At 39.4% G+C, this 15,867-nt stretch carries 10 protein-coding genes; all 10 read right to left on the reverse strand.

Features of this window, described 5'->3' with window-relative positions:
• Positions 1–22: 22 nt before the first annotated feature.
• Entirely contained in the window at positions 23–1,417 is a 1,395-nt protein-coding gene (locus HXT51_RS03840) for an ABC transporter permease (protein ID WP_421776223.1), read from the reverse strand.
• Positions 1,407–2,765, reverse strand: a complete 1,359-nt coding sequence (locus tag HXT51_RS03845; protein ID WP_421776224.1) for an ABC transporter permease — start codon at positions 2,763–2,765, stop codon at positions 1,407–1,409. The genes HXT51_RS03840 and HXT51_RS03845 overlap by 11 nt, the downstream gene beginning before the upstream one ends.
• A 12-nt stretch (positions 2,766–2,777) precedes the next feature.
• Complete coding sequence (locus tag HXT51_RS03850) at positions 2,778–4,049, reverse strand: DUF2318 domain-containing protein (protein ID WP_103084491.1); 1,272 nt, start codon at positions 4,047–4,049, stop codon at positions 2,778–2,780.
• A gap of 72 nt (positions 4,050–4,121) precedes the next feature.
• Positions 4,122–4,754 (reverse strand): iron transporter, encoded by a 633-nt coding sequence (locus tag HXT51_RS03855; RefSeq protein ID WP_421776225.1) that lies wholly within the window; start codon positions 4,752–4,754, stop codon positions 4,122–4,124.
• A 122-nt stretch (positions 4,755–4,876) separates the two neighbouring features.
• Positions 4,877–6,592 carry an FTR1 family iron permease gene (locus tag HXT51_RS03860; protein WP_421776226.1) on the reverse strand — a complete coding sequence of 572 codons (1,716 nt, stop codon included), beginning with the start codon at positions 6,590–6,592 and terminating at the stop codon, positions 4,877–4,879.
• 218 nt (positions 6,593–6,810) lie between these two features.
• On the reverse strand, positions 6,811–10,101 hold the full coding sequence (locus HXT51_RS03865; RefSeq protein ID WP_421776817.1) for a type I restriction endonuclease subunit R: 3,291 nt from the start codon (positions 10,099–10,101) through the stop codon (positions 6,811–6,813).
• 54 nt (positions 10,102–10,155) lie between these two features.
• Positions 10,156–11,109, reverse strand: coding sequence for an Abi family protein (locus HXT51_RS03870; RefSeq protein ID WP_421776227.1), 954 nt, complete (start codon positions 11,107–11,109; stop codon positions 10,156–10,158).
• Between the two features lie 111 nt (positions 11,110–11,220).
• Positions 11,221–12,405: a restriction endonuclease subunit S gene (locus tag HXT51_RS03875; RefSeq protein WP_415692343.1), complete on the reverse strand. Its 1,185-nt coding sequence runs from the start codon at positions 12,403–12,405 to the stop codon at positions 11,221–11,223.
• Positions 12,398–14,005 (reverse strand): type I restriction-modification system subunit M, encoded by a 1,608-nt coding sequence (locus HXT51_RS03880; protein ID WP_421776228.1) that lies wholly within the window; start codon positions 14,003–14,005, stop codon positions 12,398–12,400. Before HXT51_RS03880 ends, HXT51_RS03875 begins: the two co-directional genes overlap by 8 nt.
• 278 nt (positions 14,006–14,283) lie before the next feature.
• On the reverse strand, positions 14,284–15,867 hold the full coding sequence (locus tag HXT51_RS03885) for an amino acid permease (protein ID WP_421776818.1): 1,584 nt from the start codon (positions 15,865–15,867) through the stop codon (positions 14,284–14,286).

A 15,867-nucleotide genomic window follows, 5' to 3' on the forward strand; every position in this document is an offset into this window, starting at 1 on the left:
TTAATAAACTCACATTCAACAACTATTCTTCTCGAAGCACAATCGCAGGATCAATCTTTGAAGCTCGCAAAACAGGCGGTAATGCAGCAACACAAGACGCAGCCACGCTAAACACAATAGAGAACGCGACTAGCCACCAATTCACGCCCAAATCTCGCGCGAATACCATTGCTGCAAGCAAACGCGCGAACACGTATCCAACTGCTGTTCCAGCAATACCACCAACTAAACCGTATAATCCAGCTTCTGCAGTGAACTCCACACCAATACTTCTAGCACTTGCACCCAAAGCTTTACGCAAGCCAATCTCATTTCGTCGCTGTTGCACAATCGAAGAAATAGTAGTACTCACGCCAACCATCATCAGCACCAAAACAACAAGCGATACTATACAAAACAGGCTGCGAAGCATAGTTACGATACCTTTATCAGCAGCAGTAACTTTAGTAACCTGCTGAGCACGCACACGCATGGAAGTCATGTCGTTAATACTTCTAACAACCGCATCAACGCTAGGCGCAGAAGAAGAATAAGCGATTACATCAGCTCCACGCTTAACTCCTGTAAGAGTATTCACATCTCCATTAAGCGCATAAAGCATAGCATCTTCAGGTCCGCCTGTATCTAATATTCCACAAACGCGGAAAGTTGTGCCGCTCGTATCCATAATATCCGTTGAAACTCTGCCTTCAACAAGCTTATTTTGCGCAGGACTTTGAGATGAATTTTGCGCAGATTTCTCAGAAGGACTTTGTGCAGATGAACTTTGCGAAGAACTTACGCCAGCAGACTTATCTGAAGTATCTTGCGAAGAAGAGCCAGCAGACTTACCAGAAGACTTACCAGAAGACTTCTCTGCAGGCTTATGTGATCCAATAGTATTATCCGAAGATCGATAGGCAATTGCAATGCGAGAACCAATTTTCAAGCCCATAGCCGAAGCAACATCTCGTCCAACCATCACATTCCCAGAGCTCGGCCAAGATCCATCAACATTCCAATGCTTATTAAGCGACTTCACTGAGCGAACATCAATTCCAGCAAGCACATACGGAGCTGCGTTAATACGCACGTTTTCATAACGATACGTAGCAGAACGCATGGCACCTTTTGCAAGAACCATATCGTTTGTGTGCAAAACCATCGCGCGATCAATGCCGTTTTTCCACTCGCCCTCCAAAGGAGTTACGATAATATTCGCTCCATATGAGCGCATTTCATCACTCATTTGCTGAGGAACAACAAGGCAAATTGCAGCCAAACAAAATAGCGTAGCAGCACCAACAAGCGTTGCTACAACAGCCATTACAGCACGCGATTTGCGACGAAACACAGCGCTTAAAAGCATCGTAATAAACATCGTATTATTGGATGTCATATACGATTTGCGGAATATTTTATGTAATTTACCTGCCATGAAGCACCTCCGCCGGACGTACGCGAAGAATTGAACGAATAGACGAACCAGCAGCAACCAAAACAGTTAACGCAAGTAATACAAACACGAGAACAAACACCATAGGTCTAAACGAAATAGCAGATTTAAACACAGCAAAACCAATGATTTGAGCCACACCGAAGCCAGATAGCATTCCAACAACAGCTCCAACAAATGCGATAACAGCTGTTTCCATAAGCATTAAACGCGCAACTGCACCATCTTTCGCACCTAATGCTTTAAGCAAAGCTAATTCGCCTGATCGCTCAGAAATCGTGGCAGCCATAAGATTTGCAACAGCAACAGCCGCAGCGATCAAACTTAAAGCTGTCATCAAAACCATAACAGCACGAGTCTTATTTAATACGTTACCCTGAAGAGCCGCAACTTGACGAACTTGTTTTGCTACAGCTCCCGGAATTACCTCCTCAATTTGGTAAGTAATAGAACTCGGGTAAGCTGTGCAATACCAAGTTTCCCACTCTTCTTGACTTAGCGCCGCTGGATTTTTTGCAGCTTTTCTAGCCAAATCATTTTCAGGAGTTGTAAGCGCTTTTACTTCAATAGAATCAACCATATTCGGCTTATTTGCAATCTTCTGCGCTTCTATAGAATCTGCATACAAAGCGTTATCGTCATCATCACCTGAATCATATATTCCAACTACCCGCAATGAAACATATCGATTATCACGCTTCAGCTTTATATATTTTCCTAATTGTATATTCTGATTTTGCGCGAGTTTTATTCCAACCATGGCTTCAGAATTTTTATCTCTCGCCCATCGGCCTGAATTAATCTTCCACCAAGATCTCATGCCTTGTACGCCAACTACTGTAGTTTCTCCAGAAGCTAATACAAGCTTGCGATTAAACCATGTTCCAACAATAGGAACAACTAAGTTTCCAGAATCTTTAGTCTTGGCGTTCTCAGAATCTTTAGATTCTAAATTAGCGTGAACCGTTATTTTTGGAGCAAAATTTGTGATATTAAACGCCCAAAAAATCATTTTTATTTTTGATGCGTCTGATTCTTTCAAAAAAGCTGTAGACTCTTTACTTTCAGCGTCGGCCAAATTATGCGAATAAGAATCTATAGACTGTTCTCGAGAAGCGTACAAATCATTAACAACAGCGTTAGATTTTGGCTGAACTACAATATTAGAACCATAAGAACTTAATTCAGCGTTTATCTTGTCTCCAACATCATAAACAACGCTAAGCATTGCAACACTTACGCATGCACTCAAACATACAACGAACGCAATTAAAACGCGCTTTTTTATCTGCTTTAAAAGGGATTTAGCAACCATGCGAATCATAAACATAGCAACTCTCCCTTACTTAAAATGCGAACTAAGCGCATCTAAATCAGCTGTATGAATAGTTATCTTTCCATGACCAGCTTTATACGGGAATGGAATTGGATTACATCCGCCTTTGAATCCAATAGTCGCTAAATTAATAGCTACATCGCATTTGCGGCAAATAATTTTCCCATCTTTTTCGTAATATCCTGCGTCTCCACAATTTTCGCAAGCATCCAAGCCAACTCCATACGCTCCACCATTTTTCTTAATAATTATGAAACGCATTACGGTGCCATCTTTTGCTTTATATTGGAAACGATGCAAATGCCCATCCGAAATTTGCACGTAATTAATAGTTGCAATACCATCATGCAATTCGTATGGCTCAGGTGGTGTAAGCGTAGGTTTGATATTCATAACAGATACGCCAACAGTTAACGTGAGTATTATCGTAATTGACGCTAATAGCGCTGCAAGAGCAGACTTGCGAGATTTTCTTTTAAAAGCACGCTTGGCACGAATTTCAGCAGCATTTTCTCCAACTACAGCCGTTTTGAATCCTATTACAAGAGATGCAACTGCAGGAATCATAAATACGCACATCTGTGCCATGATCATTATTGGAGCATTGTTTATAAGCCAAACGAGAATACTGAAAGAAAAGTCATCGATATAAAGCAGTATGCTTCCTTGCATAATTTGCAAAAGTGACGTTATGTGTTGTATAAGCAAAATTATCATGCTTAACACAACTGCAACTGTAAAAGATTTTTTATCTGCAGTATTACGCAAAAGACGAGCCATAAGACTTAAGCAAATGGCTGCAATTATCCCAAGCACAAATCCCAGAGCACGCAAAAGCATGTCGGATGTAAAAGGCGGCGTACTTGAATCTACAAAAATCGTAAGTTGAAGAATAACATCTGGCAATGCGTAAAAAACTGTAAGAGCTAAGCAGCACGCGCCTATTGCGTTACATACGTGTATTGCAATCGGATTTTTTCGCCAATTGCTTACGATTCTGTGAGAGAAAATTACTACTAAAATCGCAGCAATATCGATTGGTACAGTCACACATAAAACTGGCATGTTTATGAAATTACGTTGATTAATTACAACAGCTGCACGTAAAGATGCAAAAATCAATGCAATAACAGTGCCAGTTATTAGACCGTATAATCTCCAATGTGAAGAAATAGGCTTATCACGCCCTTCGCCAACAGTTAACGAAGAACTTAAGCCCATAGTAAGTAAAGCAAGAGGGAGTAGCCCAGGTAATACTGCTACGAACAGTCTGAGCATAACTCCCTCCTTTGCTATTACTTGTTATTTACTAAAATTATTAATTAATTGCTAATTATTAACTAGCTATGACTACCACTGACGAGGAGTGTACTTCCAATCGTCGAATGTTGCCTTAATTGGCTCAGTCCAGAAGCGACCAGTCACACCAGTTGCAGGATCGACGTGAAGCATCCAACCCTTCTTTTCTGGGGATTCGATTGAAAGAACAAGCTTGTAAGAACCAGCTTTGTCTAATTTAACATTTGCGCCATAGTGAGGGCCGTCGGAAGCATTCATCTGCATAAACGTACCCTTAACAACTGATTCGCCACTTGCCTTATCAACAATTTCATAGTTTACAGTCAGATCTGGGATGAACTCGCCCTTACCATAACCAAGCTTTGTACCTTTTTCGTTAGCATGAATATCTGCTTCAAGGTGGAAGCTTGCTTCGCTTGCTTTCAAGCCCATACCCGCTGGGAGCATATCAACTGGCTGGAAGTAAACAGCGCCAATAGTAAGAGGTCCAATGTTCTGATCTTGGTGAGGACCAACTGGAACCTCTTCAAAGCCCTTATCGCCGCCTTTGTCATCAGCTTTCTGCTCTGCAGCCTGTGGCTTAGCATCATTTTTAGCAGAATTACCGTTAGAGCCGCAGCCAGCAAGCGCAAGCAGACCAGCAAGAGCAAGTGCAGCAATTGACATCATTTTATTATTCTTCATATTTAACCTTCTCTATTGATTGATTGGTTATTTTATTTAATTGTTATTATTTGTTATTTATTAATTTGTTATTAATTAGTTTTTTTATTTATTATTTTTTATTTTGTTTATTTCTATTTTGCTTATTTGCTTTCTATCGCACGTTTTCCACGACTTCGCGCAATAGATACGCAAAGCAGTGAAATTACAACGATTGCAGCTATGATTTGCGCAACAATCGTCTCAACATATGGATAGAACCCAAGCCAATCGTTAGTTGGCAAGCCTTGAATATAAATACCTTCGAGCGCATCACCTTCAATAAGCGCGTGCACGCCACCGCCTGCAAAAATCACTACAAGGATGGACATGAGCGCGCTAGTTCCAGTGAAGAATGGTCGAATTGGTATGCGTACTGAAGCGAAACGAATTAGCAAGAATATTATTACAAGCACTAATGCAGCTGCAATAAATCCTCCCCAAATCGTGGAGTCAGCACCGTTCGATACGGCAAAAATAGCTTGATAGAATATTACAGTTTCAGCGCCTTCGCGAAATACTGCAAGGAAACTGAGTAACGCAAGCGAGATCAAGCTTCCTTTTGATACAGCTGATGCTGTTTGTTCGCTAATATACTTATTCCACGCTTGCACTGAAGATCTAGAAATCATCCAGTTACTCGTGTAAAGAAGCATAAGCATTGCAAACAGTGCAACAACGCCTTCTGTAATCTCTTGTTGAGGTCCGGAACCGTTGAACAAAAGACCAAACAGTGCAGCAACAATTAGTGAAGCTATAATTCCAGCCACAAGTCCTAAGTAAATATACTTAACCATTTTCTTATGACCAGATTTAATAAGGTACGCAATAATTGCTGCGACTACGAGCAAAGCTTCTAATCCTTCTCGAAGCAAAATCACAAAAGCCTGACCAAATGGACTTGTTATGAATTGCATCAAAGGATTCGCATTTGAAGATGCACCAGCATCAAGTTTTGCCGCGTCTTCAACAAGCATAGCTTTAAGATCTTTTACAAACTTCCTAGCTTGGTCAATCGTACCAGCATTATTCATAGTTTGACGGCACTCTTTGAACTGGTATTCTACAGTTGAAACGCGGCTTCCGCTGATTGCGTTCATCACGTTTTTTTCAAATCCAAGCTTCTCGTAATACTGATAATAAGCATTGTTGATTAAATCTACAGCGCTAGAAACTTGAGTTTTATTGCCTTTTGCAGACTCGTAAGTTCGCAACGATTTGTCTAGAATCGCATTCATTTCTTGAGCTACTTGACTCCACGTCCTGCCATTTCGACCAAGATTTTTCTTTTTCACTGCGTCAAGTTTTTTGCGTTCAGATTTAATTTGTGCTCTTAACTTACGAGCATAAACGTCAGGCTTATCTAGTTTAGGATTTGAATCAAGTTTAGAAGCTGTTTCACGAATATCTGTTTCGAGAGAGTCTATAACTGAATCGATTTTAGTACTTTGATTTTGTTGAAATACAAGCGTTTGCAACTCTTGGAATTGGTTGAAATGCGATTGGACTTTATCTTGACCAATAGTATCTCGAACAACTGTTATAAAGTTTGAAGCTACATAAACTGAATTATAAGCAGCTTGAAACCTTGTAGAAGCTCCAGAATTGTTTCCGTCTGTGTATTCTTTTTTGCCTTGCTGTAATTCGTCATTAATTGCATCGGAAACAGAAGTCCAAGTTGAATATACTTTGTCAGCATCTGTTGCAGAAGCATTAGAAGTAGCAAATAATGAGCAAGTGCAAAGCATCGCGCATGTGAATAATATTGTTAGCGCGAAAACACCAGATAAAATCCGACGTTGTTTTGTAGGTGCGCTCATCGCATCTCCTTCCGCACTCCCCTACTTAGTGCGCAAAAATCTTTTAATTATTAACTAATAATTCACTAATCAAAATTTCGCATCTATAGCGCATTCCCCTTATATGCACTATCCCTCAAACAGACACTAATCATCATGATATCGATATATCAAGTAGATTGATATAGTTAGACGCAAAAAACACGCAAATATTACAAAAATGATATTGATAACGATAATTATCTTTCGTTTTGACTAAAGCCAATAAGCCCAACAAACTCATTAAACAGGTTTCTCATACTGTCTACAATGCGATTTTTCTTTTCAGCGCGCGCAATAGCCGCAGAGCCAAATCTGCTCATTCTAGGCATTAAATCATTAATGTCTGTACCAAGCTCACTCACTTCGCCAGAGCTAAAAGATTTCTCCATAAACTTGCGAGTCAAAGCATCGTTTAATCCTTCGCTTTGCACAAGTTGCGCCAAGTCATTATTATACTTTTGCTCAACATACTCGCTCCAGCAATCAACAATGCTCAACTTGTTGCCGTTAGAATCGTAAACGGTAATGTTACCTTCAGAATCCACAAGCTTCCCAAGCTCATTCTCGTTAAGCTGCGCAATAAACCCTTCAATAAGCTTCTTTTTACTACGCAACTGCGGGCTAGAGTCAACCGCCACCCTAATAGAGGCAAGAACATTTTTATCTTTACAATGCTTGCTATGGTAATGTTCTACTAACATCAAAATGTAGTCAATATTTACTTCTACTTGGCGCACAAGCTCCATCTCAAACACAACGTCATCCGTAATGTCTGCAATCTCGCCTTTTTGCTCTTTGCGCTTCCACTCTTCATGCAAATCCTGGTAATGCCCCAAGTAATCTTGCATATCGCGCTCTTTGATTATTTCGTTGCCTTCAAATTGATCGAAAGCTTTCAGCATATTACGCAATCGCAGGATATTACCAAAAAGCGATATAAACTTTTTCTGATTCTCTTCTCCAACAATGTTGAATCCTTGCAGCGGATACTTTTCCATAAGCTCATTTACTAAATCGCTGTATCCACAACGCTCAATTCCTTTAGCGTCAACATAACCGTTGTAAATCTGCTCAAACGTAGGGCAAAGCACAATACCTTGCGCATCTTTATCTCCAAAAAGAGCTACCGCTTCGTCAACTCTATAACTCAAATCCCTAAAGCACACAATGTTTCCGAATGTTTTAACGGAATTTAAGATTCGATTTGTGCGCGAAAACGCTTGAATAAGCCCATGCATACGAAGATTTTTATCTACCCAAAGCGTGTTCAAAGTTGTTGCATCAAAACCAGTTAGAAACATGTTGACTACAATCAAAACGTCAATTTCCTTATTTTTCATGCGAATTGAAACGTCTTTGTAATAGTTTTGGAATTTGTTATTTGACGCATCATACGCAGTATTAAACATTTCGTTATAGTCTTTTATTGCGCTTTCCAAGAATTCTTGCGAATTTGCGTCTAGATTTGCCGTGCTTTCTGAATTTTCTTCTCCAAGAGAACCCATTCCGTTGACGTACGCCGAAGAATCTGACTCGCCCTCGTTTACTGCATAGCTGAAAATAGTTGCTACTTTTAAGCGTTCGCTTGGAGGCAGATTTTGCTGCTGCTTTTTGAACTCGTTGTAATACGCTTTTGCAAGAGGAATGTCTGCAACAGCAAAGATTGAATTAAAGCCGTTTATGTCAACTTCTTCAGAAGATTTTTTAGGTTCTACAGTGTTATGCTTATCTGCAGCAAGTTCTTTGACGTTAAGAATGCGCTTGTATTTGTAAGTTTTCTCGTTGCGATACGTTTTTTGACTAAAATGCTCAATAATGTATTGAACAACATTATGCACGCGCTCTGGGTGCCTAATTACATCTGGTCGATTAATATCTTTAACCAATTCGTCGGTTGCTTTTTCCAACTCGCTCGACGTTTTTACAGTAGCAACGTATTCAACGCGGAATGGCAACACGTTTTTATCGTTAATCGCGTTAATGATCGTGTACGTGTGCAAGCAAGGCCCAAAAGTTTGCTCGGTTGTAGAAATATGCGCAGCGTCGGAGCCTGCAGCGTTCGCTTCAAAAATTGGTGTGCCAGTAAACCCAAAAAGCAGAGCACTTTTAAAGTGTTTTACAATATCTGCGTGCATGCCTCCAAATTGGCTTCGGTGGCATTCGTCAAAAATAAACACTATGCGCTTTTTGTAAATTTCATGACTTGGGTTGTTACTTATAAATCTACTAAGCTTTTGAATAGTGGTTATAATAAGCCTGCATTCTTCCGTATTATCTTCTAGCTGTTTTGTAAGTACAGCTGTTGAAGTGTTACTATTTGCGGATCCTTTTTCAAACGCGTCATATTCTCCCATTGTTTGATAGTCAAGGTCTTTACGATCTACCACAAACAAAACTTTGTCAACAAGATTGTTGCCTTCTGTATCTTTCAAAGTTTTTACTATCTGCGATGTTTTGAAACTAGTTAGCGTTTTACCAGAGCCAGTAGTATGCCAAATATAGCCGCCCTTTTGACGCTCTGCTGACTGCATTTTGCTTGCATTAGCAAACATGTATTTTACGCGATTCACTATGTTTTCTGCTGCAGTAATCTGGTATGGACGCATAACCATCAAGCATTTTTCTGCATTAAAAACGCAATATTTTGTAAGAATGTTAAGAATTACGTGCTTTGCAAAGAAGGTTCTTGCAAAATCGCATAAGTCGGAGATTATAGTGTTTTGAGCATCGGACCAATAGTTTGTAAATTCAAAACTGTTACTTGTTGTTGTTTTGCTAGATCCTTTACTTTTCTGCTCGTTGTACGCATTATTGCGCGTTGAGTTAGAGTAATACTTTGTTTCAGTGCCGTTTGAGATTACAAAAATTTGCACATATCCAAATAGTCCGCTTCCAGCCCAAAATGAGTCACGAGCATAACGGTTAATTTGATTGAACGCTTCTCTAATAGGCACACCTCTGCGCTTTAGCTCAATATGAACCATTGGCAAGCCGTTTACTAGAATCGTCACATCGTAACGATTGCTACGAGTAGGGCCATTTGCATCATTATCGCTTGCACTATCGTTTGCATTAACAGCATATTGATTGATTACTTGCACAATATTCTTGTGAATATTTTCTTTGTCAATAATAGTAATGTTCTTATCTGTGCCGTCATCCTTTTTGAGTATTTTAACGTTATCTCGCTGAATAGTATCTGTTTTATTAGCTATATCGTCAGTGCTGTTTGCAATATTTTCTTTGAAAAATCTTTCCCATTCGCTATCTGAAAAATGATAGTCGTTGAGCTTTTCAATTTGCACGCGAAGATTTGCTATAAGATCTTTCTCGTTGTGAATATGAGCATACTCGTAGCCTTGGGATTGCAAAATGTTAATAAACTCTTCTTCGAGTTGTGCTTCGCTTTGATAGCTGCCGTCGTTGCGCGCACTCGGCGTAAACGTAGACATTACAGTGCTATCTTGATTCTCTAACACGATTTTCATTTTGCTTCCTTCTTTCTTACTCACATAACGCATTGCATATTCTACAAATTTAACTTATCTCCAATGTAAATGGTTAAATATTCCATTTTTGTATTCTTCATTTTTATTCAGAAATTCTTTTATTTCAGTCTCATAATTATGATTGTTTTCTATTTTTGATACTAAATACATTAAATTTACTAATGCTGCAGCAATAGATTTATCCGTATAACCATTTAATAAAGAAGAATTTTTAACATCACGAATTGAGGGAGTTGATATTACAGTTTCCTTATACCATAATCTACAATGATGAGAACACAAATTACGCAAGTAAACTATTGAATGGATTGCTTCAGAAGATTTACGAATTTCTGTTTTTAACCCCATTGAATCAAAAAGTTTTCGCAACACATTAGTATCTTTATACAAAGAAATCATTCGTGAAATAGTATCAAATGGAAAAGCTTCAACGGCAGCCCATATTGGTATAGGTTGTTTCTTACTCTTATAATGTTTTATACAAACTTCATTAGATTTTTTCAGCCATTTGTTCATATTAGATAAAAGATTCTTTATGCTTATATTAGACTTTTTAATATATGAATCTGAATTGAGGTATGTATATGCTCCTCCAGAACTTGCAACGTGATATGCAAATCTAGATCTTAATGTTAACTCTACTTGTGCTGTACCTTTAAGGATAATTGTTCGCAATTCTTCATCCATTTTGTATGGCACAAGAAAATCAACATCTTTGCTACCTGGCTTAAACTGATTATTGCCAGAAGAAGGATCGATTTGAAACACTCGAAAATATCCAGATAATCTATAGTAGTTGCAGTCATACAGCATACTTTTTAAATTATTTTCATCAGTAACTACTAATTCTCGAGTTTTCATGAGTTGAATCATATCGTCAATAGATTTTGGAGGCTTTGAATTAGCTGAAAAACAAGAAGAACCCCCAGGTTTGAGCACTGTTAGTAGGCTTAGGGGGCTGCTGTTATCGTCAATAATATCAGACATCTCTTACCTCCTCAATATCTTCGGCGAGTCTCACTAGAAATGTAATTTATGTAAATTCTAATACTAAATACGCGTTTATAGTTTGTTTTACATAAATTGTGCATAACTAAATTACGCACGCTTGAAGGTTAGGAGTTGATCGCGGTAGTACTCGTATTGCTTGCGACGAGCTTCGATTTCTGCAGGCAGGCCTTTAGTTAAATCATTGCACAATGCGTCAAAGCGATCCAGAATTTGTACGATTTGACGCTGTACTTCTAGAGGCGGAACAGGGATTTCAAATTGCATTACAGCTTTCTTATCGCCTCTAGGCATCTTCGCGCCTTTCGAATTGCGAACATCATATAAGAAAAACCGCTCAGAGCTTAAAATATGATATAAAAATCTAGGACTAATAACGTTTTTATCGTGAATATGAATAACTAAAACATCACCGTTAGTTCCACCAACACAATCAGCAAACCATATTTTCTTAAGATATGGTCTTATATTACCAATAAGTACATCACCTATAGAAAAACAAATAGCTTTACTTTCTTTAGGTATAGAATTAGCTAGCGTTTTTCCCTGCTTGTTTTGTAATAGATTTTCAACACCAACATAATTATGTTCATCAAGAATCTGCGAATCAATGCGATTTTTAGAATATGATGCAACATACTCTAAAGCTTTATACTCCACACCGTTTGGGCAGTAGCGTGAGATAAGCGAGTGTAGGGGATTATTATCGTTAAAAGTAAGCAAGGTATCTCGATAGTATTCGTATTGCTTTTTACGAGCTGTAAGCTCTGCTGTAAGCTCTGCTGTAAGCTCTGTAAACGTATCTAAAATCTGCACAATCTCCGCTTGCACGTCAAGCGGCGGCACTGGGATTTCAAGCAAACGCAAATCTTTTCCAGTTAGCTTAGGAATATTCCCATGAACAAACTGAGTAATATCAATTATTTGGATAAAGTGATATAAATATCGCAGCAAAACTTCAGATTTTGCTTCTAAAATATGAGCATGATTATTAACCCATATTTTCCCCGAAGCCCACGTTACTATAGGAGTTCCAGATTTAGTTATTACACTCCCATCTTCTCCCACTAAAATAAAGTTACCATCAAAAATGTAATCTGAAACATAATCTTGAACACCATTAGCGCCATAATACGGATAATCTCCAGCAATACGCGAAGATTTAGATATAGGTTTTCTTTTTGAATCAAGAATATTACAACAATCTTGCAGTGCCTTATACTCCACACCATTCGGACAAAGCTCAGCGATTAATTCCTCAAGTTTGCTAGTCATTGAGCACCTCGCCATTATCAGAGTTAACGCAGCCAGCTTCAATCTCGCTTACAATCTTCTCGATCTGTTCGCGCAACTCTTGCTCGCGAGCACAAACCGACGCAATTTGCGCGTTAAGCTCCGTAATATTAATCTTCTCGCGAGTATCTTCCGCTTCAACGTATGTAGAAACCGAAAGATTGTATTTATTGGATTCCACTTCTTCCAAAGACGCCACGTGCGCAATATGCTCCACATCTTGCCTAGAAGTGTACCACTTAACAATCTGCTCAATGTTCTCGCAAGAAAGCTTGTTGCTATTCGTTGACTTTACAAACTCTTGGCTAGCATCAACGAATAGTATAGAAGTGTCGTTTTGCTTGTTTTTGCGCAAAACCATAATGCACGTAGCAATCGAGGTGCCAAAGAACAAATTGCTTGGAAGTTGAATCACGCAATCAACAGCATTATGTTCAATTAAATATTGACGAATCTTTTGCTCAGCTCCGCCGCGGTACATAATGCCTGGGAAGCAAACAATTGCAGCAGCACCGTTTTCTGCCAAATGCGCCAAACAGTGCAAAACAAACGCCATGTCTGCCTTGCTTTTTGGAGCAAGAACTCCAGCCGGAGCAAAACGAGGATCGTTAATCATTAACGGGTTAGAATCCCCCTCCCAACTCGTGGAATAAGGCGGATTAGAAACTACTAGCTCAAACTTTTTATTAGCATCGATTTGCGGATTTATAAGAGTATCGCCGCAAGTAATCTCAAACTTGTTAAAATTCACATCATGCAAAAACATGTTCATGCGGCACAAGTTGTAGCTAGTAACGTTCTTTTCTTGACCGTAAAAACCGCCATTAATATTTTCAATGCCTAGCACTTTTTTGGCCTTTAAGAGTAACGACCCGGATCCGCACGCTGGGTCGTACACGTCCGAAATGCTTGATTTCCCAACAGTTCCAAGGCGCGTGAGCAGCATTGAGACTTCTGCAGGCGTAAAGTATTCGCCGCCAGACTTGCCAGCATTAGAAGCGTACAAGCCCATTAAATACTCGTAAGCGTCACCAAAAGCCTCAATAGCACTGTCAGTTACACTGCCAAGCCTCATCTCACTAATCACTTTCAATAACTTAACAAAACGCTTATTGCGACCTTCAACAGTGTCTGCAAGCTTAATGTTATTCACATCGTAATCGGAGAATAATCCCTTAAAATCGCCAGAGGAATCAGTTCCTTGAGAAGAAGCTTCAATATTGCGGAACACGCGGCTCAATGTTTCGTTCAAATTACTATCTTGAGGAGCGTTCTTAAGCACATTGCAAAACAGTTCGCTAGGAAGTATAAAGAAGCCTTTTTCACTAATCATGTCACTGCGAAGAGGCTCGGCATCTTCATCGCTTATTTTTGCGTAATCAAAGTTTGGATCGCCGTCTATAGATTCGTGCTCATCTTTATTAATATAATCGCATAAATTCTTGGAAATATAGCGATAAAACATTGTGCACAATACGTATGCTTTGAAGTCCCAACCATCGACGGAACCTCGCAAATCATCGGCAATCTTCCAAATCGTGCTATGCAATTCCGCGCGTTCTTCTTCTTTGCGAGTGTCCATTTTGCTGCTCCCCATTTGTGCAATTTGTGCACGCGTATGCGCAATAATTAAATAAACGCAATAATTAAAAATAAGCGTTCTTTAATATTCTACTGTAAACGCGCACAATCAGCAGCGATAGTACTCGTATCGCTTTTTACGAGCTTCGATTCTGCAGGCAAGTCTTACGCTAGACAAGGTACAACGCGTATGCACATATATGCCTACGCGCTTTTATAAACCTATTAACATAGTGCATATCAACACATGCGCATATCAACGCATGCGCATATTTAAACTTATTTGCCTAATGCTTTAGCTAAATCGCGATTCTGCCAATGCTGATGCAAAGCGCAATATCCGCCGAACAATACGAGCCACACTAATCCGCCAATTGCAGAAGCACGCGTATCGTCGCTAATAAACAAAGTCACATACACAAAGACAAAGAACGCTATAGTAATCGAATTCAAAAGCTTATAGTGCGGCATAACGAAACCGTCTGGAAGAAAATCAGCAGATTCACGATACTTACGATGCGTAACCATAATCAAAATGTAAATCATGATTATTACCGCAGAAGAAGCCGAAGCAAACAAAATAAACGCACCATGAACGCCAGGAATCGAATTAATAATTGGCGAAAGAAGAATCAAAGCAGCTGAGAACAAAATCGCATTAGCAGGAACCTTAGTACGTGAAACCTTACGCAACTTACCCAAAAGAGGCGAAGGTGACTCAAGAGCAATCTGATACATGTGGCGACCAGCAGAATACAACAAAGAATTAAGTGCAGAAGAAGCGGCCGTAATAACCACAAAGAACACAAGCGCAGAAGCCCACTGCACTCCCGCATACTGGAACACCATAATGAATGGTGACATAAATACGCCTTCTGCATTCGTAGCCTTAAACTGCTGCCACGGCACAATAAGCATAATCGCTATGAGTGCGCCAACATAGAAAACCAGAACGCGCACAATAATCTCGTTAATAGCCTTTGGCAAAACCTGACGAGGATTCTTAGTTTCCGAAACAGTCACACCAACAAACTCAATAAGCTGGTACGCGTAAAACACCATTTGGAAGCTCATCAAGAAAGCAAGCCAGCCGTTTGGCATAAGAGAGAAATTATTGAAAATATTATCTAATCCAGCGTGACCAGCAGGACTTATTACACCACCATGCAAAGGAGTTGCAGAGTAATGATATCCGATTAAAGCCATGACGATTGCTGTAGCAATAAGCACAACAATTAGCGTGATTTTAATCATTGAGAACCAAAACTCAGTTTCTCCAAATAGCTTTACAGCTACCAAATTTATGCACACTAAAGCAGCTAAAAATACTACTTCTATTAACCATTTCCAATGACTTACATCAATATCGAAAGTTTGGAAGAATGTAACGCAATACGTACTAACTGCCGTAATTTCACTCATGCCAATTAGCACAAGCACAAACCAATACGACCATCCGGCAAAATTACCCCAACCTCTGCCAAGATAGCGCGTAATAAAACTAATAAAAGTATGCTGGTTCGGATCCTTATACATAAGTTCGCCAATGCCACGCATCAGCAGGAACATGATCAATCCAACAATAATGTAAACAAATACGATACTCGGGCCTGTTAAGCTAATAGATTTTCCGGAACCAAGGAACAAGCCTGTACCAATTGTGCCACCAATAGCAATAAATTGCACGTGACGCTTAGTAAGACTTCTTTCCATCTTATTGCTAGCGTCATTAGTACTGCTAGCGTCATTAGATGATTTTCCAGAAGACTTTTGAATATCGGATGGATTACTACTGGTTTCTGCAGCAGAAGATTCTGTACTGTTAGAATCCGCTTTTGTGCCACTATCGACAATACTGCTCAT

Source organism: Gardnerella sp. KA00255, from assembly GCF_049244095.1.
Taxonomy (GTDB): Bacteria; Actinomycetota; Actinomycetes; order Actinomycetales; family Bifidobacteriaceae; genus Bifidobacterium; species Bifidobacterium vaginale_F.

Coding starts and splice junctions, on each gene's coding strand:
- HXT51_RS03865 (WP_421776817.1), bottom strand. CDS start 10,101: ATGAAAATCGTGTTAGAGAATCAAGATAGCACTGTAATGTCTACGTTT.
- HXT51_RS03870 (WP_421776227.1), bottom strand. CDS start 11,109: ATGTCTGATATTATTGACGATAACAGCAGCCCCCTAAGCCTACTAACA.
- HXT51_RS03860 (WP_421776226.1), bottom strand. CDS start 6,592: ATGAGCGCACCTACAAAACAACGTCGGATTTTATCTGGTGTTTTCGCG.
- HXT51_RS03875 (WP_415692343.1), bottom strand. CDS start 12,405: ATGACTAGCAAACTTGAGGAATTAATCGCTGAGCTTTGTCCGAATGGT.
- HXT51_RS03880 (WP_421776228.1), bottom strand. CDS start 14,005: ATGGACACTCGCAAAGAAGAAGAACGCGCGGAATTGCATAGCACGATT.
- HXT51_RS03850 (WP_103084491.1), bottom strand. CDS start 4,049: ATGCTCAGACTGTTCGTAGCAGTATTACCTGGGCTACTCCCTCTTGCT.
- HXT51_RS03845 (WP_421776224.1), bottom strand. CDS start 2,765: ATGTTTATGATTCGCATGGTTGCTAAATCCCTTTTAAAGCAGATAAAA.
- HXT51_RS03855 (WP_421776225.1), bottom strand. CDS start 4,754: ATGAAGAATAATAAAATGATGTCAATTGCTGCACTTGCTCTTGCTGGT.
- HXT51_RS03840 (WP_421776223.1), bottom strand. CDS start 1,417: ATGGCAGGTAAATTACATAAAATATTCCGCAAATCGTATATGACATCC.
- HXT51_RS03885 (WP_421776818.1), bottom strand. CDS start 15,867: ATGAGCAGTATTGTCGATAGTGGCACAAAAGCGGATTCTAACAGTACA.